Raw genomic sequence first — 23,149 nt, 5'->3', positions numbered from 1 at the left:
TCGGCGAGTTGCAAAGCATCCGCCTGATTGTAGGAGCGAGCTCTGCTCGCGAACCTGGGCGACCGAGAAGCTTCGCGAGCAGAGCTCGCTCCTACAGGGAGCTCCGTAGCCCGGATGCAATCCGGGGATGTCTGGCGCCTTGCCCCCCGGATTGCCTCCGGGCTACGGAATCATTTGACCGTGACGCTGATCTTCTCCGACATCACCGGCGGATCCAGCGGTACGTGGTTCTTGTCCCCGACCAGCAACTGCAGGGTGTGCTTGCCTGGCGGCAGGGTCAGCTGGGTTTCGGTCTGGCCCTTGCCGAAGTGGCGGATGGCATCGGTCATCGGCAAGGGGGCGTTCATCGGCGGCAGCTTGTCGACGTCGATCAGCAGGTGATGGTGCCCGGTACCCGCCATATCGACACCTGCCGGCGCCACGCCCATGCCCTTGAGGCCGAACTTGACGGTAAAGGTCTGATCCACCGTGGCGCCATCGGCCGGCTCGATGAAGTACACCTTGGCACCCTCCGGCGCCGCGGTGCGTGGCATGTCGGCCCAGGCAGTGGCACTGGCGCCCAGCAGCAGGGCAGCGCAGAGAGAGATGGCATTCAGCGTTCTGGTCATCACGGCGTCCTCGAGAGAAACAGGGAAACGGTGGACTCTAAACGGCGCCAGACGTTCCCGTTTCGCTCTCCAGCGCCAACAAGGCCTGCCGCGCCTCGTCCAGTTGCTGCTCGTTGAATACCCTCACCCCGGCGCGACGCAACAGCGCAGCCGTCACCCCCTCACCGGCCACCCGCACGCCACTGAAGGTGCCGTCGTAGTTCTCCAGATTGCCGCAGGAAGGGCTGCGCGCCTTGAGCAGCGCCATACGGATGCCGTGTTCACGCACCAGCGCCAACGCCTGCTGCGCCCCCTCGACGAAGGAATCGGTGACATCGCCACCCTCGATGGTCAGCACCGGCAGGCGCCCATCCAATACCTGCGCGCCCTGCCCACCGGCGATCTCGGCGGGCGCCCTGGGTGTCGGCAGCCCGCCGGCCACTTCCGGACACAGGGCCACCACCCGCCCCTCGTCCAGCCACTGCTGCAGCAGGTCGTAAGGGCCGTGGGCGCCACCGTCGTAGCGCACGTGATGGCCCAGCAGGCAGCGACTGACGAGAATCTTGTGCATGACTCAGAGCGGGCTCTCGCCACGGCGGCGGAACCAGCCGGTCAGCGACAGGCGCTCGCGGGTGGCCGCCAGCACCTCATGCGGCACCTCGGCGGACATGAACAGCGCCAGGGTGCCGGCCTGCGGCAGCACATCGTGCGCGCGGCCATCGGCCAGGTGCAGGCGCAGCGCACCTCCCTGCTCCGGCAGCCAGTCGTGGTTGAGGTAGAACACCGCCGACACGGTACGGCGGTCGTCGTCGCGGAAACGGTCGAAATGGCGCTGGTAGAACGCTCCCGGGGCATAACAGGCGAAGTGGCACTCGAAGTCCTCCAGCCCCAGATAGAAGGCCTGGTTGAGCGCCTGACGCAGCTCGTCCATCAGCCCCAGGTAGCGGTCGCAGGCCTCGCTCTGGCCCGGCTCGAGCCACTGGATGCGGTCGCCACGAATGCCCTCCTGCACCTGCTGGGCCTCGCCGCGACCCACGGCGGCGGCGTGCAGGTCGCCGTTTTGCGCACGGCGGTGGCACTCATCGGCCAGTTCGCGGGTCAGACCCTCTGGGGCGAATAGCCCCTGTTGGGACCAACCTTGGCTGGCCAGGTCGTTGATGAGAGCGGAAAAGGGGGTAGGAATGTCGGTCATGCCGGCGATTCTAGCAGCCCCCGGTGAAGCGCTCGACAAGCCAATGCCAGCCACTGAAAATAGCCCGCCGCCGAGTCCTCGTCCCGTGCAACGGTCAGGCGGTCTGCCAAGGAGTTTGCGATGCGCGTTCTGTTTGCCCTGTTGCTCTGTCTGGCCCTGCCGGCCATGGCCGACGACCATCTGCGCCTGTACCAGGCGGCCGGCTGGCCGCAACAGCGCGAGCATTTCAACCAGGCACTGGACGCCGCCCAGCAACGCTACCGCAGCACCCTGCCGCCGGCCGTCTACCAGGCACTGGTGGACAACAGCAACCAGCGCTTCGCGGCGGCCTCCATCGACCGCCGTGCCGAGTACAGCCTGCGCATGGAGCTGGCCAACCCCAAGCCGGCCCTGACCTTCTTCGAGTCCGAACTGGGCCGCAAGATCGTCGCCGCCGAGGTGCGCGCCACCAGCAGTGACCAACTGGCACGCTACGCCAATGGCCTGCCCCGAACCGAGGCCGATGCCACCCGCCGCCTGCTGATCCGCCACCTGGCGCAGGCCCTGCCGGCCAAGGAGGCCGGTGCCGAGGTCAGCCTGGCCCTGGCCGGCGTGGCCGCCGACAGCCTCAGCCAGATGATCCCCGGCCTGCTCAGCGGCGGCCAGGCACAGAGCCTGCTCAACGGCCAGCGTGAACGCCTGATGGCGCAGATCGAGCAGGATCTCGACAATACCCTGCTGCATGTCTATCGCGACCTGTCCGACCCGGAGCTGGAGCAGTTCGTCGAATTCGCCCAGTCCGCCGATGGCCAGGCCTACTACAAGGCCGCCCTGTCAGCCCTGCGCGCCGGCCTGGCCGTGGGCCTGAGCACCAGCGAGCTGGTGCCACCGCCGCAGGGCATCTGAATCATCAAGCAGGGCAACCTCAGCACGCCAGCAGGTAGGCCGGGCTCAGGAGGCCAGCGTGTAGGGCGGGCTCAGGAGCGCCAGCGAACAGCCCGCCGGGCCATGCCCACTTCGGCACCACAACTCTCCAGCGAAACTCCGCCTGCGTACATCGTCGCGCACGAATCGCTGCCCGGTACGCACGCACCATGCCCATCGCGGATAAATCCGCTCCTACCGCCTGTGCCGGCTATGCCAAACGCTCACTGAGAAAGTAGAAGTAGCGCCGACGCAGCGTTTCGTTCTCGTTGGCCAGGTGGTGGCGCGCCTCGGGCAGGCGCAGGATGCTCGGCTGGCGGAACTTGTCCTGTAGCACCTCCAGGTTGTGCCGCCAGTCCACCGTCATGTCCTCTTCACCCTGCACGATCAGCGGGCTGTGCGAGCTGCGCGCTGCGGCCTCGATGCGCGGCACCCAGCGTTTCAACGCCCCGACCCAGAGGGTGGGCAGGCTGCGCGGTTGCAGCGGGTCGAGGTTGTGGACGAAATCGATGAAGGCCGCGTCGCTGGAGTTCTCGCTGAAACGCCGAGGAATCTCGCGCACGAAGGGGCTGAGCATCAGGTAGCTGAACTTCGACCAGTTCCAGGCACGCGGCCGCACCAGCGGTGCCAACAGGATGCTCTGGCCCAGCTCGGGTCGCTGGCCATCGGTGAGCAGGTAATCCAGCAGGATCGCCCCGCCGGTGCTCTGCCCACACAGGTGCCAGGGCTGCGGCAGCCCCAGCTCGGCGGCCTGCTCGAACAGGCCGAGCAACACCTGCTGATACTCGGCGAAGTCGTCGATGCTGGCCCGCGCGCCGCTGGACAGACCATGCCCTGGCAGGTCACAGGCCAGCACGGCGAGCCCCAGGCCCAAGGCCCACTCGACGACATGGCGATACAGCCCCATATGGTCGTAATAGCCATGCAACAGCAGCAAGGTTCCGCGCGGCTCGGCCGGTGCCCAGAGCTGCACGGCGATCTGGTAGCCGGCAGCGTTGAAGCTGCCCAGGCGGCAGTCCAGCCCGGCATGGCGCGTCGCCAGGTCGAGGCCATAGAAGCTGCGGTAGGCCTGCACGGCGGGAAGATCGAGGCGCGCTGCGGCCAAGGGTCGCAGCAAGGGGCGTAGCAGCTCGGGCTGGAAGGGCTCTGACATGGGGCTTCCGACAGGGTTCGCATGACGCGAAGAGAGTTTCTCGATGCAGCGATATTCTGCTGCCGAGCGCGGCATGGCAAGCTAGGCGCCCGTTTGCCAGTCCTGCCCCCATGCCCCGTCCATCACGCACTACCTGGATCGCTCTGCTGCTGGCCGCCGTCTGCGCGGTGGCCTTGCTCATGGCCTACCGCTGGTTCGAGGCCCGCTACCTGCGCCCCTTCGACGAACGCGCCGCAATCTTTTCCGGCGCCGCGTTGCGCCTGCCCGAGGAACTGGCCGGCCCTGGGCCGATCCGCCTGGTGCATTTCTGGGATCCGGCCTGCCCGTGCAACGTCGGCAACCAGCAGCACCTGGCCGAGCTGATCGGCGGCTACGCGCCCAAGGGCGTGGCCTTCTACGCCGTACAACGCCCCGGCAGCAAGGGCAGCCTGCCAGCCGATCTCGGCGGCCTGCAGGTACTGGAAACACTTCCAGGCAGTGACGCCATCCCGGCCAGTCCGGCGGTGGCGATCTGGGATCGGCAAGGCCAGCTTGCCTATTTCGGCCCCTACAGCGAGGGGCTGGTATGCAATTCGAGCAACAGCTTCATCGAGCCGATCCTCGAAGCCCTGGCCGAAGGGCGCCGCGTGGATGCCAGCAACACCCTGGCGGTAGGCTGCTTCTGTGACTGGCAAAGCGTGGATTAGCGATACCCGCGCGGCGTGCCTCCCTGCCAACGGTGAAAGGCCCGGTAGAACGGCGATAGCTCGGCGAAGCCACAGGCACGGGCCACATCGCGCACCGCCTGCCCCTGTTCGAGCAGGTGCAGCGCCTTGAGGCGGCGCACCTCGTCATGCAGGGCGCGAAAGCTGCTGCCCTGTTCACTCAGTGCGCGCTGCAGCGCCGAATAGGAGAAACCCAGCGCTGCCGCGCAGCTTCGCAGATCGCAGCGCGCCTGGCCCAGATTGCGCTCCAGCCAGTAGCGCACGCGCGCCAGCAACTGGTTTTCCACCAGTTCTTCCAGTTGCCGCTGCGCCTCTTCGCAGAGCACCTCGAACAGCCGCGCATTGGCGCTACGCAGCGGCCTACCAAGCGCCCCACGCGGCAGGATCAGGGCATCGTGGGGCTGCTCGAACAGCGGCGTAACGCCCAATAGGCGCCGATGCTCGTGCAGCCGGCGCGGGGCGGCATGACGAAACTCGACGCCCAGCAGCGGCAAGGGCACCGGGCAGACCGCCAGCAACATCTTGTGCAGCAGCAGGGCCAGGCATTCCATCTGCTGGCGCAACGACGCGAAGCCCCGGTAGTTGAGGTCGATCACCAGGCGCACCTGCTCATTGCCCTCCTCCAGCCGTGCGGCAAAGCCACCGGAAAGAATGTGCTGAAAACGCACGAAGGCCTGCAGCCCCTGACGCAGGTCGGCCGCGCTGAGCAGCAGGTAACCGACCACATCCATCGGCCTTGGCTGCATGGCTTCGGCCAGGTGCAGGCCGATATCGGCATCGCCACTGATGCCAGCGATGGCCTGCCAGAAGCGCGGCGCATTGTCGTGATCCTCACGCGCCTCGCGCAGCGGCGAGGCCAGCGGCACCCCGGCGTAGGCCCGTCGGTAGCTCTCGGTGGGATCCAGGCGCAGTGCCGCCAGGGCCTCGTAGAGCAGGCGGCGCAAGGTGGCAGAGTGCGTCAGAGCGGTGAATGCGGAGCGCTCGGCATCAGGCATGGCAGAATCCGGGGCAAAATTGACGATAGACTTTCAAGCCTGCTGCATTTGGTCAATGCCAGCGCCGAGGCAGCTACGCAGAATGCCGACCTGCTGCCCCACAAGAACAAGGATCTCGATGAAACGTACCCTCACCGCTCTGGCCCTGATCGTTGCCGTTGGTGCCGCCGGCGCTGGCTGGTATCTGCATGGCAAACAACCGCAACGTGACGGCGAACTGGCCCTGGCTGGCCTGCATGCACCGGTGACGGTGCGCTACGACGAGCGCGGCGTGCCGCATCTCAAGGCGCAGAATCAGGACGACCTGTACCGTGCCCTGGGTTTCGTGCATGCCCAGGATCGCCTGTTCCAGATGGAACTGCTCAGGCGCCTGGCGCGCGGCGAGCTGGCCGCAGTGCTCGGCGAGAAGCTGCTGCCCACCGACCGTCTGTTCCGCACCCTGGAGATCGCCCGCCACGCCGATGCCCGCGCCGCCCAGTTGGATACCAACAGCCCCTCGGTACGCGCCCTGCAGAGCTACCTGGACGGCATCAACCAGTACCAGGCCAGCCGCCCGCTGCCCATGGAGTTCGACCTGCTGGGCATCGAGCCGCGCCCCTTCAGCGTCGCCGACACCCTCAGCGTCGCCGGCTACATGGCTTACAGCTTCGCCGCCGCGCTGCGTACCGAGCCCCTCATGACGCATATCCGCGACCAGCTCGGCGCCGATTACCTCAAGGTCTTCGACCTCGAATGGCACCCCGAGGGCGTACTCGGCACGCCCCTGGCCGCGGGCGACTGGCAGGATCTGGCCGCCCTGGCCCAGCTCAGCGATGCCGCGCTGGCCGGCAGCGGCCTGCCGCAATTCGAGGGCAGCAACGCCTGGGCCGTGTCCGGCAGCCGCACCGCCAGCGGCAAACCGCTACTGGCGGGCGATCCACACATCCGTTTCTCCCTGCCGGCGGTGTGGTACGAAGCGCACCTGCAGGCGCCCGGTTACGAGCTGTACGGCTACCATCACGCTCTGATTCCCAGCGCCATGCTCGGTCACAACCGTGACTTCGCCTGGAGCCTGACCATGTTCCAGAACGACGACCTCGATTTGATCGCCGAGCGGGTCAACCCGGACAACCCTAACCAGGTCTGGTATCAGGGCCGCTGGGTCGACCTCGAGCAACGCACGGAAAGCATTCAGGTCAAGGGCGCCGAGCCGGTGCAGATCACCCTGCGCCGTTCGCCCCATGGCCCCATCGTCAACGACGCCCTCGGCCAGAGCAGCGGCAGCACCCCCATCGCCATGTGGTGGGCCTTCCTCGAAACCGACAACCCCTTGCTCGACGCCTTCTACCAACTGGATCGCGCCGACACCCTGGACAAGGCCCGCGCCGCCGTCGAGAAGATCGAGGCACCCGGCCTCAATGTGATCTGGGCCAATGCCACTGGCGATATCGGCTGGTGGGCGTCCGCCAAGCTGCCGCTGCGCCCGGTCGGGGTCAACCCCACCTTCATCCTCGACGGTGCCAGCGGCGAGGCGGACAAGCTCGGCTGGCACCCTTTCAGCGCCAACCCGCAGGAAGAGAACCCGGCGCGTGGCTATATCGTCTCGGCCAACTATCAGCCAGTGCCGGCCAGTGGCATCGAGATTCCCGGCTACTACAACCTGCCCGACCGTGGCCAGCGCCTGAACCAGCGCCTGAGCGACGCCTCGGTGAAATGGGATGTGCACAACAGCCAGGCCTTGCAGCTCGACACCGGCAGCGGCTACCCCAGACGCGTGCTGGCGCCGATCCTCGGCGAGCTGCGCAGCGCCGCCCATGGCGAGCAGGAACAGGCTCTGGTGCAGCGTCTGGCCGAATGGAATGGCGAGCACCCGCTGGATTCGGTCACTGCGACGCTGTTCAACCAGTTGCTCTATCAACTGGCCCACGAAGCCATGGCCGACGAACTGGGCGAAGCCTTCTTCGACAGCCTGCTGCAAAGCCGGTCACTCGACATCGCCTTGCCGCGTCTGACCGCCGATGCAGATTCGCCCTGGTGGCAACGCAAGGACAGCAACGGCACGGCAACTCGCGCGCAAATCGTCGCCGACGCCTGGCGCGCCAGCCTGGCACACCTGCGCGAGCAGCTAGGGGATGATCCGCAGAACTGGCAATGGGGCCGCGTCCATACCCTCACCCACGGCCACCCGCTGGGCCAACAGCCCTTGCTCGGCCGCCTGCTCAACGTCGGCCCCTTCGCCGCCCCGGGTAGCCACGAGGTGCCGGACAACCTCTCGCACAGGATCGGCCCGGCGCCCTGGCAGGTGGTCTATGGCCCCTCGACGCGGCGCCTGATCGACCTGGCCGACGCGAGCCAGGCACTGGGCGGCAATCCTGTCGGCCAGAGCGGCGTACCGTTCGACGCGCACTACGCCGACCAGGCCGCTGGCCATGTGCTTGGCCTCTATCGGCCCCAGCACCTGAACGAAGCGGACATAGCGAGCCATACCCAGGGCACCCTCGAGTTGCTACCGCGCTGAGCAGCATGGTGCACCAGAGAGCAGCATGCTGCTCTCTGGTGCACGCCCATCATCCCCACGCCCCGGCCAGTTCTTTGCCAGGGCGCTCTGAAGCCCGCCAAATCAGGCCTTGCCGCTCCGGTCACGAAATTGGCACACCCCCTGCATATGCTAGTGCAAGCCCAGTTTCGGGGACCTTGGTACAGGCAGGCCGGGGAATCCCCCTCTTTATTCGACGTGACCTCGCTGTCACACGCTGCGCGCCGCAACCCGCTCGACGGGCGAGGCGCCACCCGTTTCGGGGACCTTGGTACAGGCAGGCCGGGGAATCCCCTCTTTATTCGACGTGACCACGTTGTCACGTGCAGTGCGCCACAACCCGCTCGACGGGGCAGGCGCCACCCGTTTCGGGGACCTTGGTACAGGCAGGCCGGGGAATCCCCCTCTTTATTCGGGGCGTAGCGTCAGTTGCACGCGCCAACGTCCGTCCACCTCGCTACCGCGCCACTCCCCGCTCAGCGGGCGCGGCGATATCAGCACCAGCAGCAGATCCCGCCCATCGCGCTCGATGCGCCAGTTCACCATGCCCAGGGGCAGCTTCAACTGTCCTTCGCGCACCCGCCCATAGGCATCCTCGAAACGATATCTCAGCGCACCGTCGACCGGCTCGGCCTGTGCCTCTGGCGCCCGGTTGAACCAGAGCTGCAGCCCCTGCGCCCAGGGCTCGGCAGCCTCGACGCGCAGGCGCGGTGGATCGAACACCCGGCCGATCATCACGCCGACGAGAAAGGCGGTGAGCATGATCGAGGCCACGAAACGCCAGCGCAAACGCGGCCGCGGATCCTCCGGCGGCGTAGAATGGCGCCCGTCCCAGTGCTCGGAGTGCTGCATGTTTCACGTCATCCTCTTTCAACCGGAAATTCCGCCCAATACCGGCAACATTATCAGGCTGTGTGCCAACAGCGGCTGCCAGTTGCACCTGATCGAGCCATTGGGCTTCGAGCTGGACGACAAGCGCCTGCGCCGCGCCGGGCTGGATTACCACGAATACGCCACGCTCAAGCGCCACGCGGATCTGCATAGCTGCCTCGACAGCCTCGGCCAACCGCGCCTGTTCGCCTTCACCACCAAGGGTTCGCAGCCATTCCACGACATCGCCTACCAGCCAGGCGATGCGTTCCTGTTCGGCCCGGAGAGCCGTGGCCTGCCGGAGGACGTGCGCAACGCCCTGCCACCCGAACGGCGCGTGCGCCTGCCGATGCGCGCGGGTTGCCGCAGCCTGAACCTGTCCAATACCGTGGCGGTGACCGTTTACGAGGCCTGGCGGCAGAACGGCTTTGCCGACGCCGATTGAGGCGGTAGGCGGACGAGTAAGGTTCTTCGTGGATTTTCGTGGAAGGCAGTTCGGGCACCGGACTGGCAAATTTGTGTGGATCTGCTGTTATTTTCGGTGTTCAAGCTGCTTATCGGCGCTCTGCTGATGTCTCCCGTTTCGCCCCCCGGCGACTTTCTTTTGTCAAACGCCACAAAAGAAAGCAAAAAGGCTTGGCCCCGCCATCCGGCCCCGGCTGCGCCGGGGTTCGTTCGCTCCATCGCTGCTCCGAGGGTCGGCGTACATGGGCCATCCCTGGCCCATTACGCCTCTCGCGGCATCCATGCCGCTCGCCCCTCTGCGCAACGATTCCACTCACCCTCCTGAAGGGGCCATTCGCGCGCCTGAACGTACATCGGTTCCGGGCATGTGCGGCGTGTTCTGGTGACAGTGGAACCATGACGTGGCTGCCGGGTTAAACCAAAACTTTCATTCGCGTAGGGCGTACTCGCGGAGCAGTACGCCGTTGGTGGAAGTATTGGGCGTGAGCCGTAGTGCCGAACTCGGCATGGCCCGGCGGACTGTTCGCTGGCGCTCCTGAGTCCGCCCTACGGCGGCCCTCTCAAACACTCCGCGCAACTTCTGGGTTACCTAAGGTTCAGGCGCGTGCAGAGCCCGCCCAGGAGGGCGAACGGAATCGCCGTGGAAGAGGTTGAGCGACATGGATGTCGCGAGAGCCGCGATGGGCCAGGGATGGCCCACCGCGGCGGGCCTCTGGAACGGCGATGGAGTGAGCGAACCCTGGCGCAGCCAGGGCCGGATGAAAGGGCGGAGGGTTTGGTTACTTTGCCCGCAAAGTGACTCGCCCGGGAGGGCGAAACCAAAGACATCAGCAAAAACGCGGCAATTCGGAACAAACACCCGAACAACCAACAAGCCAACAAGCCAACAAGCCAACAAGCCACGACAAACTTGCCAGTCCAGCATGACTCCACAAAACGCAAAAAGCGCCCCGAAGGGCGCTTTCTCACTCAACCAACATGCTCTTACTGAACAGTGGCCTCACCAGCCTCCTGCATGCGCTGCAGCTCCTGCGCGTACAGGGCATCGAAGTTCACCGGCGAGAGCATCAGCGCCGGGAAGGAGCCGCGGGTCACCAGGCTGTCCAGCGCTTCGCGGGCATAAGGGAACAGGATGTTCGGGCAGAAGGCGCCCAGCGTGTGGCTCATGGAGGCGCCGTCCAGGCCCTTGATCAGGAAGATGCCGGCCTGCTGCACTTCGGCGATGAAGGCGACTTCTTCGCCGTTCTTCACGGTCACCGACAGGGTCAGCACCACTTCGTGGAAGTCACCTTCCAGGGCCTTCTGGCGGGTGTTCAGATCCAGACCGACGCTCGGCGTCCACTCCTGGCGGAAGATTTCCGGGCTCTTCGGCGCCTCGAAGGACAGGTCCTTGACGTAGATGCGCTGCAGGGAGAACTGAGGGGTCTGCTCGGCGGCGGCGCCGCTGTTGGCTTGCTCGGTCATGGCGTTGGCCTTCCTTAACGTTGAGGTTTCAAGCGGGGCTCTGCAGCAGGGCGTCGAGCTTGCCGGCGCGCTCCAGGGCATAGAGGTCGTCACAACCACCCACGTGGGTGCTGCCGATCCAGATTTGCGGTACCGAGGTGCGCCCGGCCTTGCGGGTCATCTCCGCGCGTACGGCCGGCTGGCCATCGACGCGAATCTCCTCGTAATCCACCCCTTTGCTGGCCAGCAGTTGCTTGGCCCGTACGCAGAAGGGGCACCAGTCGCTGGAGTAGATGACCACCTGGGCCATGTCACTTCACCAGCGGCAGGTTGTCACCACGCCAGGTGGCAATGCCACCAGAGAGTTTGGCAGCGGTGAAACCGGCTTTCTTCAGTTCGCGCGCGATGCTGCCGGCCTGCTGGCCCATGGCATCGACGATGACGATGGTCTTGGCCTTGTGCTTTTCCAACTCGGCGATGCGCGTGCTGACCTTCTCGTAGGGAATGTGCAGCGAGTCGACGATATGCCCGGCGGAGAAATCCTTCTGCGAACGCACGTCGAGTACCACGCCCTGGTCGCTGTTGACCAGCGCGGTCAGCTCACGAGTGGACAGGCTCTGCCCGCCCTTGCGCATTTCGGTGACGATCAGCAGCACCAGCAGAACCACGAAGGTTCCGGCCAATACGTAGTGGTTGGTGACGAACTCAATCAGGTTGGCGAACATCTATAAGACCCAGGACGGTAAAATGCCGGCCAGTATACACAGCCCCACAGGTCGGCCAAACCCCGTCCGGCAGTGACGTGCCAGGCGCTTGACCGTAGAATGCCCGGCCTTGTCTTCCGCCAATCGACCCAGAGCGAGCCAGCTAAATGAGCGCCACGCCCAAACCCTTGGTTCTGATCATCCTCGACGGCTTCGGTCACAGCGACAAACCCGAATACAACGCCATCCATGCGGCCAACACACCGGTCTACGACCGTCTGCGCGCCACTTTCCCGCATGGCCTGATTTCCGGCAGCGGCATGGATGTCGGTTTGCCGGACGGGCAGATGGGCAACTCCGAAGTCGGTCACATGAACCTCGGTGCCGGGCGCGTGGTGTACCAGGACTTCACCCGCGTGACCAAGGCCATCCGCGACGGCGAATTCTTCGACAACGCCACCATCAACCAAGCCGTGGACAAGGCCGTAGCCGCCGGCAAGGCCGTGCACATCCTCGGCCTGCTCTCCGATGGCGGCGTGCACAGCCACCAGGATCACATCGTCGCCATGGCCGAACTGGCCGCCAAGCGTGGTGCCGAGAAGATCTACCTGCACGCTTTCCTCGATGGCCGCGACACCCCGCCGAAGAGCGCGCAGCCGTCCATCGAACTGCTCGACGCCACCTTCGCCCGCCTCGGCAAGGGCCGCATCGCCAGCCTCACCGGCCGCTACTTCGCCATGGATCGCGATAACCGCTGGGATCGCGTCGAGCAGGCCTACCACCTGATCGTCGACGGCGCCGGCCAGTTCAAGGCCGCCACAGCCGTGGAGGGCCTGCAGGCTGCCTACGAGCGTGGCGAGAGCGACGAGTTCGTCAAGGCCACCAGCATCGGCGAATCGGTGCAGGTCGAAGACGGCGACGCCGTGGTGTTCATGAATTTCCGCGCCGACCGCGCCCGCGAACTGACTCGCGCCTTCGTCGAGCCCGGCTTCAAGGAATTCGAGCGCAAGCGTGCGCCGCAGGTCGGCTTCGTCATGCTCACCCAGTACGCGGCGAGCATCCCGGCACCGGCGGCCTTCGCCCCGGAGGCGCTGACCAACGTGCTCGGCGAGTACCTGGCGAAGAACGGCAAGACCCAGCTACGCATCGCCGAAACCGAGAAATACGCCCACGTCACCTTCTTCTTCTCCGGCGGCCGCGAAGAGCCGTTCGAGGGCGAAGAGCGCATCCTGATTCCCTCGCCGAACGTCGCCACCTACGACCTCAAGCCGGAAATGAGCGCACCGGAAGTCACCAACAAGATCGTCGACGCCATCGAGAACCAGCGTTATGACGTGATCATCGTCAACTACGCCAACGGCGACATGGTCGGCCACACTGGCGTGTTCGAGGCGGCGGTCAAGGCCGTGGAAACCCTCGACACCTGCGTCGGCCGCATCACCGAGGCGCTGGAAAAGGTCGGTGGCGAGGCACTGATCACCGCCGACCACGGCAACGTCGAGCAGATGGAAGACGAGTGCACCGGCCAGGCGCACACCGCACACACCTGCGAGCCAGTGCCCTTCATCTACGTCGGCAAGCGCCCGGCGCGCATCCGCGAAGGCGGCGTACTGGCCGACGTGGCGCCCACCCTGCTCAAGCTGATGGGCCTGCCGCAACCGAGCGAAATGACCGGCAAGCCCATCGTCGAGCTGCAATAGAGCAGCTTCAGGCCACGGAAATCGTAGCCCGGATGCAATCCGGGGAGTCCGCTCCCGGATTGCATCCGGGCTACAGGTCGCTTTCGTTCTTCTTGCAGCTTGTGGCTTGCAGCTTGCCGCTGCTTTTTTAGGCATACTAGTCGCCATTGCTACCCCGCCCAGGTGTCGCTCACTCCATGCGTCGTTTCCTCATACTCGTTCTGCTCAGCAGCCTGCTCGCTCCGGCCATGGCCGATCAGCGTGCCGATACCCAGCGCCAACTGGAAGCGGCGCGCCAGGACGTCGCCGAGCTGAAGAAGCTGCTGGAGAAACTGCAGCAGGAGAAATCCGGCGTACAGCAGCAGTTGAAGAAGACCGAGACCGAGATGGGCGACCTGGAAAGCCAGGTCAAGGATCTGCAGAACGAGCTCAAGGACAGCGAGCAGGAAATCCAGCGCCTGGACAAGGAGAAAAAAAAACTCCAGAGCGCGCGCAGTGAACAACAACGGCTGATCGCCATTCAGGCCCGCGCCGCCTATCAGAGCGGCCGCCAGGAATACCTCAAGCTGCTGCTCAACCAGCAGAACCCGGAAAAGTTCTCGCGCACCCTCACCTACTACGACTACCTGAGCCATGCGCGCCTGGAGCAACTCTCGGCGTTCAACGAAACCCTGCGTCAACTGGCCAACGTCGAACAGGAAATCAACGCTCACCAGGCCCAACTGCAGGCGCAGAAAGCCGAGCTGGATGAGCGCCATGCCCAGCTCGCCGAGGCCCGCAAGGAGCGCCAGCAGGCATTGGCCAAGCTCAACAGCGAATTTTCCAGCCGCGACAAGCGCCTCAAGGCGCGCCAGCAGGAGCAAGCCGAGCTGGGCCGCGTGCTCAAGACCATCGAAGAAACCCTGGCGCGCCAGGCACGCGAGGCCGAAGAGGCACGCAAGCGCGAACTGGCTGCCCGCGAAGCCCGCCCCAGCAGTGCCGGCAAGCCGGCAGCCAGCGGCCCGCTGGTCAGCTCCGGAGCCATCTATGGCGGGCCTTTCGCCAGTGCACGAGGCAAGCTGCCATGGCCTGTCGATGGCCGATTGGTAGCTCGCTACGGAACCCCTCGCGGCGATGATGCTCGTACTAAGTGGGATGGCGTCCTGATCGGTGCGCAGGCGGGTAGCCAGGTGCGCGCCGTGCACGGAGGGCGCGTGGTTTTCGCAGACTGGTTGCGCGGCGCCGGTCTGTTAGTCATTCTCGACCATGGTAACGGCTATCTGAGCCTGTATGGCCACAACCAGAGCCTGCTCAAGCGAGCCGGTGAACTGGTCAAGGCGGGCGAAGCCATTTCCACGGTCGGAACCAGCGGCGGCCAGGCTACCCCGGCACTGTATTTCGCCATCCGCCAGAACGGTCGCCCGAGTGATCCGGCACAATGGTGCCGCGCGCAGGGATAACCAGGCTTGCTGCCTGGTGGCGCCTCATCCACTTAGGAGTTGTCTTCATGCCCCATCGCTTCCGCCCCACCTGCCTGGCTCTGGCCCTTGGCCTGTTGCTCGGCGCTCCCGCCCTGCAGGCTGCCGAGCCTGCCCCCGCGCCAGCGGCGAGCAGCAAGGCGGCGCCACTACCACTGGATGAGCTGCGCACCTTCGCCGAGGTGATGGATCGCATCAAGGCCGCCTATGTCGAGCCGGTCAGCGACAAGACCCTGCTGGAGAATGCCATCAAGGGCATGCTCAGCAACCTCGACCCGCATTCGGCCTACCTCGAACCCGATGCCTTCGCCGAGCTGCAGGAAAGCACCAGCGGCGAATTCGGCGGCCTGGGCATCGAAGTGGGCATGGAAGACGGCTTCGTCAAGGTGGTGTCGCCCATTGACGATACCCCGGCCTCGAAAGCCGGCATCCAGCCAGGTGACCTGATCGTCAAGATCGACGGCCAGCCGACCAAGGGCCTGTCGATGATGGAAGCCGTGGACAAGATGCGCGGCAAGGCCGGCAGCGAGATCGAGCTGACCCTGGTGCGCGATGGCGGTCGCCCGTTCGACATCACCCTGACCCGCGCGGTGATCAAGGTGCGCAGCGTCAAGAGCCAGTTGCTCGAAGACGGTTATGGCTACCTGCGGATCTCGCAGTTCCAGGTCAACACCGGCGAGGAAGTGGGCAAGGCGCTGACCAAGCTGCGCAAGGAAAACGGCAACAAGAAGCTGAGCGGCCTGGTGATGGATCTGCGCAACAACCCGGGCGGCGTGCTGCAGGCTGCAGTGGAAGTGGCCGACCACTTCCTCAAAAGCGGCCTGATCGTCTACACCGAAGGGCGCCTGGCCAACTCCGAACTGCGCTTCAACGCCGACCCGGCCGACGCCAGCGAAGGCGTACCGCTGGTGGTACTGATCAACGGCGGCAGCGCCTCGGCCTCGGAGATCGTCGCCGGTGCCCTGCAGGATCACAAACGCGCCGTGCTGATGGGCACCGACAGCTTCGGCAAGGGCTCGGTGCAAACCGTGCTGCCGCTGAACAACGACCGCGCGCTGAAACTGACCACAGCGCTGTACTTCACCCCCAACGGCCGCTCGATCCAGGCGCAGGGCATCGTTCCGGACATCGAGGTGGAGCGCGCCAAGGTCACCCGTGAGCAGGATCCCGAAGGCATCAAGGAAGCCGATCTGCTCGGCCACCTGGGCAATGGCAATGGCGGCGCCGACCGTCCGAGCAAGGCCGCGCAGGCGGCCCGCAAAGAGCGCCCGCAGGATGACGACTATCAACTGAGCCAGGCGCTGAACCTGCTCAAGGGTTTGAACGTCACCCGCGGCGAGTGAAAGCCCACGGCTGAAATGAAAAAGCCCGGACATTCAGTCCGGGCTTTTTTTGCGCAGCCGTTAGCAGGCCGTTGAAAAACGTAGGCGAGGCAGCCAGTGCAAGGCAAAAACAGGCGAAGAAGCGCAGTTTACGAGTTGTAAATGAGCATTTTGAGCCTGTTTTTAACGCAGCAATGGCAACGCAGGTAGTTTTTCAACAGCCTGTTAGAGGTAGTTGTTGGTCACTTCGTCGACATACCCCTCGGCACGCATGGCATCCAGCGCCTGCTGCAGCCGCTGCACCACCTCGTCGGGGGTGTCCTTGTTCAGGGCCAGGTACAGCTCGGCATCCTTGAAGCGCAGCACGGTGTTGAGGCCGGTCACGTCTTCCTGCTTGGCCAGGTAGCGACCCACCGGGTCGGTGGTGGCCCACAGGTCGATCTGTCCGCGCACCAGCTTCTTCACGTTCTCCTGGTCACGCAGGGCGTTGATCGGCGCCAGGCCCTGGCTTTCCAGGTTCTGGCTGACGGCGTCGTTCTTGTAGGCACCGATACGATACTTGGCCGCGTCCTTGAGGCTCGACACCTTGATGTCGCTACCCGGCGCCGCGAGCAGCACCCAGCCGGTTCTGGCGATGGGGCCGACCCACTTGAACAGCGGCTTGCGCTCCTCGGTGTAGGTGGTGGAGAACAGGCCGTAGTTGGGCTTGTCCAGGGTCAGGCGATACAGGCGATCCCAGGGAAAGCGCAGGGTCAGGGTGTAGTCGATGCCAGCGCGCTTGAACATCTCACGGACGATATCGGCACTGATGCCGTCGATCGAGTCGTCACGGGCGAAGTTCTTGTCATCGATCGCCATGTTGAACGGCGGGAAATTCTCGGTCAGCAGGATCACTTTGTAATCGCGCGGCAGTTCCGCATGGGCGATACCGGCACCGAGGCACAGGACAAACAGCAGACGTTGACTCAGTTTCTTCAGCATAAGAGCGACTCCCCAGACTTCATATCGATAGGATCGGCCCACCGCCGAGAGCAACCGCTCCCGCACGGCGCACTCACATGTAGTTTCTCTGTATCTCGTCCAGCACACCTTCGGCACGCATCTGATCCAGAGCGGCCTGCAGGCGCTTCACCAGCTCATCCGGGGTTTCCCGGTTCAATGCCAGATAAAGTTCGGCACTGTTGAAACGCAGCACCACCTTCAAACCGCTGACACCCTCCTGCCTGGCCAGGTAGCGCCCGGCCGGATCGCCCGTGGCCCACAGGTCGATCTGCCCGGCCATCAGCTTGCGCGCATTTTCCTGGTCGCGCAGCGAGGTGCTGTGCGCGACGCCATGCTCGCTCAGGTACTCGGAAATGGCATCGCCCTTGTAGGCGCCGATCCGGTACTGACTGGCCTGTTCCAGGCTGTCGAGCTTCACCTCGCTATCACCCTTGGCCAGCATCACCCAGTCGTCCGGGCCGATGGGCCCGACCCATTTGAACAGCTGCTCACGCTCAGGCAAACGCGCCGCGACGAATACGCCATAGCCCGGCTTTTCCAGCGCCAGCTTGTAGATGCGATCCCAGGGGAAGCGCAGGGTCAGGTCGTAGGGCACCTCCGCCCGCTTGAACATTTCCCTGACGACATCCACGGCAATGCCTTCGATGTTTTCCTCATGCGCGAAATTCTTGCCATTGGTGGCCATGTTGTAGGGCGGGAAATTCTCGGTCAGCAGCACCACAGGTTCGCTCAACTCGGCGCGCACACTGCCGGTCAGCACCACAAGAGTGCTCCCCAGCAACATCAACATGCGTTTCAACATGGTATTTCTCGTATTCAGCAAAGCAGACCGGGCGAGGATACCCCCCATGCCAGCCTCGGCACAGTGATCGATAGCAGACTGCCGCCATCATTTGGACGAATGTGCCATGCCGTGACGAAGTTCACAGTAGCAAGTTCTGCACCAGGGCCATTACGCCCGGCAATACGAGAGGCGCAGGGGCGAACGTAACCAGGGGCGCCCTGCTCGCCCCTGGCAAACGATGCGCTCAGCGCACCACGATGCCGCGGCTGGCCAGATAGGCCTTGGCTTCCGGCACGGTGTATTCGCCGAAGTGGAAGATGCTCGCGGCCAGCACTGCATCGGCCTTGCCTTCGAGGATGCCGTCGGCCAGGTGCTGCAGGTTGCCGACCCCACCGGAGGCGATCACCGGCACGCGCACGGCCTCGCTGATGGCGCGGGTCACGCCCAGGTCGTAGCCGCTCTTCACGCCGTCCTGATCCATGCTGGTCAGCAGAATTTCACCGGCGCCCAGACCTTCCATCTTGCGTGCCCACTCCACCGCATCCAGGCCGGTGGGTTTACGCCCGCCGTGGGTGAAGATTTCCCAGCGGCCCGGCTCGCCCGGCGCGGAAACGCGCTTGGCGTCGATGGCGACGACGATGCACTGCGAGCCAAAGCGCGCGGCGGCTTCGCCAACGAACTCGGGGTTGAACACGGCGGCGGTGTTGATCGACACCTTGTCGGCGCCGGCATTGAGCAGGTTGCGGATGTCCTGCACGCTGCGCACGCCGCCACCGACGGTCAGCGGGATGAACACCTGGCTGGCCATGCGCTCGACGGTATGCAGCGTGGTATCGCGATCGTCGACGCTGGCGGTGATGTCGAGGAAGGTGATCTCGTCGGCACCCTGCTCATCGTAGCGGCGGGCGATTTCCACCGGGTCGCCGGCATCGCGGATGTTCTCGAACTTGACGCCCTTGACCACGCGGCCGTTGTCCACGTCCAGGCAAGGAATGATGCGTTTGGCCAGTGCCATGCTTTTTCTCCGAAAAAGGGCTGCAAGCTGCAAGCCCCAGGCCTCAAGCAGAAGCCTGGGCAGGCAGCGCTTTAACTTGCGGCTTGTGGCTTGCCGCTTGCCGCTGCATCACAGAACGCCTGCGCCTCGGCCACGTCCAGGGTGCCTTCGTAGATGGCTCGGCCGGTGATGGCGCCGATGATGCCGGGCGCACGCGCCAGCAGCAGCTTCTCGATATCACCCAGGTTGTGGATACCGCCGGAAGCGATCACCGGGATGCGGCTGGCAGCGGCCAGCGCGGCGGTGGCTTCGACGTTGCAGCCCTGCATCATGCCGTCTTTGGCGATGTCGGTATAAACGATGGCCGAGACGCCATCGGCCTCGAAGCGCTTGGCCAGGTCGGTGGCCTGCACACTGGAGACTTCAGCCCAGCCGTCGGTGGCGACGAAACCGTCCTTGGCATCCAGGCCGACGATCACCTTGCCGGGGAAGGCCTTGCACGCCTCGCTGACGAACTCGGGCTCCTTGACCGCCTTGGTGCCGATGATCACGTAGCTGACGCCGGCGCGCACATAGTGCTCGATGGTCTCCAGGGTGCGGATGCCGCCGCCGATCTGGATCGGCAGGTTCGGGTAGCGCTTGGCGATGGCGGTGACCACTTCACCGTTGACCGGCTGGCCCTCGAAGGCGCCGTTCAGATCGACCAGGTGCAGACGACGGCAACCACCCTCGACCCACTTGGCGGCCATGCTCACCGGGTCGTCGGAGAATACCGTGGAGTCGTCCATGCGGCCCTGGCGCAGACGCACGCAAGCGCCGTCCTTGAGATCGATAGCGGGGATAATCAGCATGTCTTTTTTCCTAACGTCAAAAAGAGCGGCAAGCTGCAAGCCTCGAGCTGCAGGCAGGCGCATTCGTTTCTCTTGCAGCTTGCGGCTTGTCGCTTTCAGCTGCCTTTTTCGAGTGCCCAGAGGTCGCTCTCGATGCTCTCGAACCTGTCTTTCAGGTGCGCCTGCACATCGAGAATCGCCTTGTTGTAGTAGTGCGGTGCCAATTCGCGGGTGATCAGGTCGAGCACTTCCTGCACCTCGAAGGTGCCCAGCTCAAGCTCGAAACGCTCATCGAGAAAGCGCTGCAAAACCAGTAGCGCGGCCTGCTCCTGAGCCGGCTCCAGCGCCAGGCTCGGCACCTTGGCGCGAGCCATTACCAGCGGCCGTCCCAGGCAATGAAGTTCTGCAGCAACTGCAGGCCGTGGCTGTGGCTCTTCTCCGGGTGGAACTGCACGGCGAAGCGCGAGCCCTCGGCCAGCGCGGCGGCGAAGTCCTTGCCATAGTGACCACGACCGACCACCTGCTGCGGCTTGCCGGCCTCGATGTAATAGCTGTGCACGAAATAGAAGCGCGCATGATCGGGAATGTCGTGCCACAGCGGGTGTTTCACCGCCTGCGCCACTTCGTTCCAGCCCATGTGCGGCACCTTGAGGCGCTCGCCGTCTTCACTCAGATCCTTGCCAAAGAAGCGCACCTGGCCAGGGAACAGGCCGATGCAATCGACACCGTCGTTCTCCTCGCTGCGCTCGAGCAACGCCTGCATGCCAACGCAGATGCCGAGGAACGGGCGGTCGGCGCTGACTTCACGCACCAGTTCGTCGAAGCCCAGGCGCCTGATCTCGGCCATGCAGTCGCGGATCGCGCCGACGCCGGGGAACACCACCCGGTCGGCCTCACGGATCACCTTGGCGTCACTGGTCACCAGCACGCGGCCAGCACCGACGTGCTCCAGCGCCTTGGCCACCGAGTGCAGGTTGCCCATGCCATAGTCGATGACGGCTACGGTCTGCATCAGAGGGTTCCTTTGGTCGACGGCATCTGCCCGGCCATGCGCGGGTCGAGCTCCACGGCCATGCGCAGGGCACGGCCGAAGGCCTTGAATACGGTTTCGATCTGGTGGTGGGTGTTGTGCCCACGCAGGTTGTCGATGTGCAGGCTGACCTGAGCGTGGTTGACGAAGCCCTGGAAGAATTCCTGGAACAGGTCGACATCGAAGCCACCGACCACGGCACGGGTGAACGGCACGTGCATCTGCAGGCCCGGGCGACCGGAGAAGTCGATCACCACGCGCGACAGTGCCTCGTCCAGCGGCACGTAGGAATGGCCGTAGCGGGTCATGCCCTTCTTGTCGCCGACAGCCTTGGCGAAAGCTTGGCCGAGGGTAATGCCGACGTCCTCGACGGTATGGTGGTCGTCGATATGCAGGTCACCCTTGCAGTGGATGTCGAGGTCGATCAGGCCATGGCGGGCGATCTGGTCGAGCATGTGCTCGAGGAAGGGCACGCCAATGTCGAATTTGGCCTTGCCAGTACCATCCAGATTGATAGAGACCTTGACCTGGGTTTCCAGGGTGTTGCGCTCGACGGATGCCGTACGTTCGGCCATCACCAGCTCCACGAATTGCCAACGGAAAAAGGCCAGCATTATAGGCGCGCCGCGGCCGCAACGGCTACCGGCGATGGTCGGACGGCGACAACGAAAAAGCCCGTGCAGGCGCGGAGCCTGCACGGGCTTTTTTCAGCAGCGCGGCGTTACTGGAACAGTACGACGGTCTTCTGCAGGGTGATCCACACACCCCAGGCCAGCGGAATGCCCACTACCAGCCAGGCAGCGATGGCCAACGGCTTGCTCGACGGATCGGCCGACCACTCCAGCTCGCCCGCTGCCGGGGTGGATTTCTCGCCATGGGCACGCTCGGCGGCCAGCTCGGCCTCGCTCATGAAGTACTTGGCTGCCACCGGGCGCACCAGGGCGTTGCAGATGAAGCCCAGCACCAGCAGGCCAGCGAGAATGTACAGGGTGATGTCGTAGGCCGCGGCCTTCTCCACACCGATGCTCAACTGGTACTCGCGCAGGTAGTTGACCAGCACCGGGCCGAGCACACCCGCCACGGCCCAGGCGGTCAGCAGACGACCATGGATGGCGCCGACCATCTGCGTGCCGAACAGGTCAGCCAGGTAGGCCGGCACGGTGGAGAAGCCACCGCCGTACATCGACAGGATGATGCAGAAGGCCAGCACGAACAGCGCCAGGCTGCCCAGGTGAGCGAGCATCGGCACCGAAGCGTAGAGCGCCAGGCCCAGGCCGAAGAACACGAAGTAGGTGCCCTTGCGGCCGATGAAGTCCGAGCAGGAGGCCCAGAAGAAGCGGCCGCCGATGTTGAACAGGCTGAGCAGGCCGGTGAAGCCCGCCGCGATCGCCGCGATCTGCGCGAGCTGAGCCGCGTCGAGCTGGTTGAAGCTCAGGTCGACCCCGATCAGCTTGCCGGCGAAGACTTCCTGCAGCAGCGGCGAAGCCATGCCGATGATGCCGATGCCGGCCGACACGTTCAGGCACAGTACGGCCCAGACCAGCCAGAATTGCGGCGTCTTCAGCGCGGTATCAACGTGCACGTGACCCTTGGTGATCATCGCGTTGTTGCCCTTCGCCTCTGGCGCAGCCCAGCCTGCCGGCTTCCAGCCGGTCGGCGGTACACGGTAGGACAGTGCGCCACCCATCATGAAGATGAAGTAGATCACCGCCATGACCACGAAGCTCTGCCACACGCCAACGCTATCCGGGGTGGCGAAGTGGTTCATCAGCATCGCTGCCAGCGGCGCACCGACCATCGCACCGCCGCCGAAGCCCATGATCGCCATGCCGGTCGCCATGCCGCGCTTGTCCGGGAACCACTTGATCAGGGTCGACACCGGCGAGATATAGCCCAGGCCCAGGCCGATACCGCCGATCACCCCCGAGCCCAGCCATAGCAGCCAGATCTGGTGGGTGTAGACGCCCAGCGCGGAAATCAGCAGACCACCGCACCAGCACAGGGCCGATACCACACCGGCCTTGCGCGGGCCGGCATGTTCCAGCCAGCCACCCCAGATGGCAGCCGAGCAGCCAAGGAAGACGAAGAACAGGGTGTAGACCCAACCGAGCATGGAAATCTGCCAGTCGCAGTTGCTGGCGAAGATTTGCTCGAAGAAGCCCATTTCCGGGGCACAGGCCGTGGCGGCGGTGATGCCGACGGCCTTGGACAGCGGCAGCCAGAATACCGAGAAGCCGTAGGCCATACCGATACACAGGTGAATAGCGAGGGCGGCTGGCGGAACCAGCCAACGGTTGAAGCCGGGGCGCGCGATGATGCGTTCCTTGGAGAGGAATGCAGGCTTCGCCGCAACGCCGTTCAATGCAAGGGCGTCAGTCATAGCAGAGTCTCTTTTTATGGTTGCAGACAAAGGCGCACGCGACAGCAGCCTGGCGCCAAAGTTTGCAGAGAGTAGCACCGGGCCGCGACAAAACGTCGCGCGAGAATGAGCTTTTTGCTTTTTTTTGCTTTTTTTCTGAG

General features: G+C 64.7%; 24 protein-coding genes. 7 read left to right on the top strand and 17 right to left on the bottom strand.

Annotation, left to right across the window (positions count from 1 at the left end; all coding sequences use genetic code 11):
* Positions 1-170 precede the first annotated feature (170 nt).
* The 3 genes from ACSVIK_RS06095 to ACSVIK_RS06085 are packed head-to-tail and all read right to left on the bottom strand — an operon-like array spanning position 171 to position 1,779.
* Positions 171-608: a DUF4399 domain-containing protein gene (locus ACSVIK_RS06095; RefSeq protein WP_442443471.1), complete on the bottom strand. Its 438-nt coding sequence runs from the start codon at positions 606-608 to the stop codon at positions 171-173.
* A gap of 37 nt (positions 609-645) precedes the next feature.
* Positions 646-1,158 (bottom strand): DUF523 domain-containing protein, encoded by a 513-nt coding sequence (locus tag ACSVIK_RS06090; protein WP_442443470.1) that lies wholly within the window; start codon positions 1,156-1,158, stop codon positions 646-648.
* Positions 1,159-1,161: 3 nt separating this feature from the next.
* Positions 1,162-1,779, bottom strand: a complete 618-nt coding sequence (locus tag ACSVIK_RS06085; RefSeq protein ID WP_442443469.1) for a 2OG-Fe(II) oxygenase — start codon at positions 1,777-1,779, stop codon at positions 1,162-1,164.
* 120 nt (positions 1,780-1,899) lie between these two features.
* On the opposite strand from ACSVIK_RS06085, the gene ACSVIK_RS06080 reads away from it, so the two are divergent.
* Positions 1,900-2,664 carry a hypothetical protein gene (locus ACSVIK_RS06080; protein ID WP_442443468.1) on the top strand — a complete coding sequence of 255 codons (765 nt, stop codon included), beginning with the start codon at positions 1,900-1,902 and terminating at the stop codon, positions 2,662-2,664.
* A gap of 229 nt (positions 2,665-2,893) precedes the next feature.
* Here the strand turns inward: ACSVIK_RS06080 and ACSVIK_RS06075 are convergent, their stop codons facing one another.
* Positions 2,894-3,835: an alpha/beta hydrolase gene (locus ACSVIK_RS06075; RefSeq protein ID WP_442443467.1), complete on the bottom strand. Its 942-nt coding sequence runs from the start codon at positions 3,833-3,835 to the stop codon at positions 2,894-2,896.
* A gap of 110 nt (positions 3,836-3,945) precedes the next feature.
* On the opposite strand from ACSVIK_RS06075, the gene ACSVIK_RS06070 reads away from it, so the two are divergent.
* Positions 3,946-4,521, top strand: a complete 576-nt coding sequence (locus ACSVIK_RS06070; protein WP_442443466.1) for a DUF6436 domain-containing protein — start codon at positions 3,946-3,948, stop codon at positions 4,519-4,521.
* Here ACSVIK_RS06070 and ACSVIK_RS06065 read toward each other — a convergent pair.
* Entirely contained in the window at positions 4,518-5,534 is a 1,017-nt protein-coding gene (locus ACSVIK_RS06065; protein ID WP_442443465.1) for an AraC family transcriptional regulator ligand-binding domain-containing protein, read from the bottom strand. The genes ACSVIK_RS06070 and ACSVIK_RS06065 overlap by 4 nt on opposite strands.
* Before the next feature lie 118 nt (positions 5,535-5,652).
* On the opposite strand from ACSVIK_RS06065, the gene ACSVIK_RS06060 reads away from it, so the two are divergent.
* A complete protein-coding gene (locus ACSVIK_RS06060) occupies positions 5,653-8,031 on the top strand; it encodes a penicillin acylase family protein (protein ID WP_442443464.1) in 2,379 nt (792 codons plus the stop codon).
* A gap of 426 nt (positions 8,032-8,457) precedes the next feature.
* On the opposite strand, the gene ACSVIK_RS06055 is transcribed toward ACSVIK_RS06060, so the two are convergent.
* Positions 8,458-8,901, bottom strand: a complete 444-nt coding sequence (locus ACSVIK_RS06055; protein WP_442443463.1) for a hypothetical protein — start codon at positions 8,899-8,901, stop codon at positions 8,458-8,460.
* Here ACSVIK_RS06055 and trmL point away from each other — a divergent pair.
* On the top strand, positions 8,900-9,364 hold the full coding sequence (gene trmL, locus ACSVIK_RS06050) for a tRNA (uridine(34)/cytosine(34)/5-carboxymethylaminomethyluridine(34)-2'-O)-methyltransferase TrmL (RefSeq protein ID WP_442443462.1): 465 nt from the start codon (positions 8,900-8,902) through the stop codon (positions 9,362-9,364). The genes ACSVIK_RS06055 and trmL overlap by 2 nt on opposite strands.
* A gap of 1,004 nt (positions 9,365-10,368) precedes the next feature.
* Here the strand turns inward: trmL and secB are convergent.
* From secB to ACSVIK_RS06035, 3 genes are read right to left on the bottom strand one after another with little or no spacing between them, the layout of a single operon-like run.
* Positions 10,369-10,848, bottom strand: a complete 480-nt coding sequence (gene secB, locus ACSVIK_RS06045; RefSeq protein WP_442443461.1) for a protein-export chaperone SecB — start codon at positions 10,846-10,848, stop codon at positions 10,369-10,371.
* A 28-nt stretch (positions 10,849-10,876) separates the two neighbouring features.
* Positions 10,877-11,137, bottom strand: a complete 261-nt coding sequence (gene grxC, locus ACSVIK_RS06040; protein ID WP_268179422.1) for a glutaredoxin 3 — start codon at positions 11,135-11,137, stop codon at positions 10,877-10,879.
* Between the two features lies 1 nt (position 11,138).
* Positions 11,139-11,552: a rhodanese-like domain-containing protein gene (locus tag ACSVIK_RS06035; RefSeq protein WP_442443460.1), complete on the bottom strand. Its 414-nt coding sequence runs from the start codon at positions 11,550-11,552 to the stop codon at positions 11,139-11,141.
* Between the two features lie 146 nt (positions 11,553-11,698).
* Between ACSVIK_RS06035 and gpmI the strand changes: the two genes are divergently transcribed.
* The 3 genes from gpmI (at position 11,699) to ACSVIK_RS06020 (ending at position 16,010) form a co-directional block, all read left to right on the top strand.
* Positions 11,699-13,231, top strand: coding sequence for a 2,3-bisphosphoglycerate-independent phosphoglycerate mutase (gene gpmI, locus ACSVIK_RS06030; protein ID WP_442443459.1), 1,533 nt, complete (start codon positions 11,699-11,701; stop codon positions 13,229-13,231).
* Positions 13,232-13,407: 176 nt separating this feature from the next.
* A complete protein-coding gene (locus tag ACSVIK_RS06025) occupies positions 13,408-14,649 on the top strand; it encodes a murein hydrolase activator EnvC family protein (RefSeq protein ID WP_442443458.1) in 1,242 nt (413 codons plus the stop codon).
* A gap of 47 nt (positions 14,650-14,696) precedes the next feature.
* Complete coding sequence (locus ACSVIK_RS06020; protein ID WP_442443457.1) at positions 14,697-16,010, top strand: S41 family peptidase; 1,314 nt, start codon at positions 14,697-14,699, stop codon at positions 16,008-16,010.
* A gap of 204 nt (positions 16,011-16,214) precedes the next feature.
* On the opposite strand, the gene ACSVIK_RS06015 is transcribed toward ACSVIK_RS06020, so the two are convergent.
* From ACSVIK_RS06015 to ACSVIK_RS05980, 8 genes are all read right to left on the bottom strand, one after another.
* On the bottom strand, positions 16,215-16,970 hold the full coding sequence (locus ACSVIK_RS06015; protein WP_442443456.1) for a substrate-binding periplasmic protein: 756 nt from the start codon (positions 16,968-16,970) through the stop codon (positions 16,215-16,217).
* Between the two features lie 73 nt (positions 16,971-17,043).
* A complete protein-coding gene (locus ACSVIK_RS06010) occupies positions 17,044-17,793 on the bottom strand; it encodes a substrate-binding periplasmic protein (protein ID WP_442443455.1) in 750 nt (249 codons plus the stop codon).
* 226 nt (positions 17,794-18,019) lie between these two features.
* Positions 18,020-18,790: an imidazole glycerol phosphate synthase subunit HisF gene (gene hisF, locus ACSVIK_RS06005; RefSeq protein ID WP_442443454.1), complete on the bottom strand. Its 771-nt coding sequence runs from the start codon at positions 18,788-18,790 to the stop codon at positions 18,020-18,022.
* Between the two features lie 71 nt (positions 18,791-18,861).
* Positions 18,862-19,620 carry a 1-(5-phosphoribosyl)-5-[(5-phosphoribosylamino)methylideneamino]imidazole-4-carboxamide isomerase gene (gene hisA, locus ACSVIK_RS06000; RefSeq protein ID WP_442443453.1) on the bottom strand — a complete coding sequence of 253 codons (759 nt, stop codon included), beginning with the start codon at positions 19,618-19,620 and terminating at the stop codon, positions 18,862-18,864.
* A 95-nt stretch (positions 19,621-19,715) separates the two neighbouring features.
* Entirely contained in the window at positions 19,716-19,973 is a 258-nt protein-coding gene (locus ACSVIK_RS05995; RefSeq protein ID WP_442443452.1) for a DUF2164 domain-containing protein, read from the bottom strand.
* Positions 19,973-20,611, bottom strand: a complete 639-nt coding sequence (gene hisH / locus ACSVIK_RS05990; protein WP_442443451.1) for an imidazole glycerol phosphate synthase subunit HisH — start codon at positions 20,609-20,611, stop codon at positions 19,973-19,975. Before hisH ends, ACSVIK_RS05995 begins: the two co-directional genes overlap by 1 nt.
* On the bottom strand, positions 20,611-21,204 hold the full coding sequence (gene hisB, locus ACSVIK_RS05985) for an imidazoleglycerol-phosphate dehydratase HisB (protein ID WP_442443450.1): 594 nt from the start codon (positions 21,202-21,204) through the stop codon (positions 20,611-20,613). The genes hisH and hisB overlap by 1 nt, the downstream gene beginning before the upstream one ends.
* A 146-nt stretch (positions 21,205-21,350) precedes the next feature.
* The gene (locus ACSVIK_RS05980) at positions 21,351-23,009 is read right to left on the bottom strand and encodes an OFA family MFS transporter (RefSeq protein WP_442443449.1); all 1,659 of its coding nucleotides are present in this window, start codon (positions 23,007-23,009) and stop codon (positions 21,351-21,353) included.
* Positions 23,010-23,149 lie beyond the last annotated feature (140 nt).

The organism is Pseudomonas sp. NCHU5216, assembly GCF_052156495.1.
In the GTDB taxonomy this organism is placed as follows: domain Bacteria; phylum Pseudomonadota; class Gammaproteobacteria; order Pseudomonadales; family Pseudomonadaceae; genus Aquipseudomonas.
This window is presented reverse-complemented; position numbering and strand designations above follow the sequence as displayed.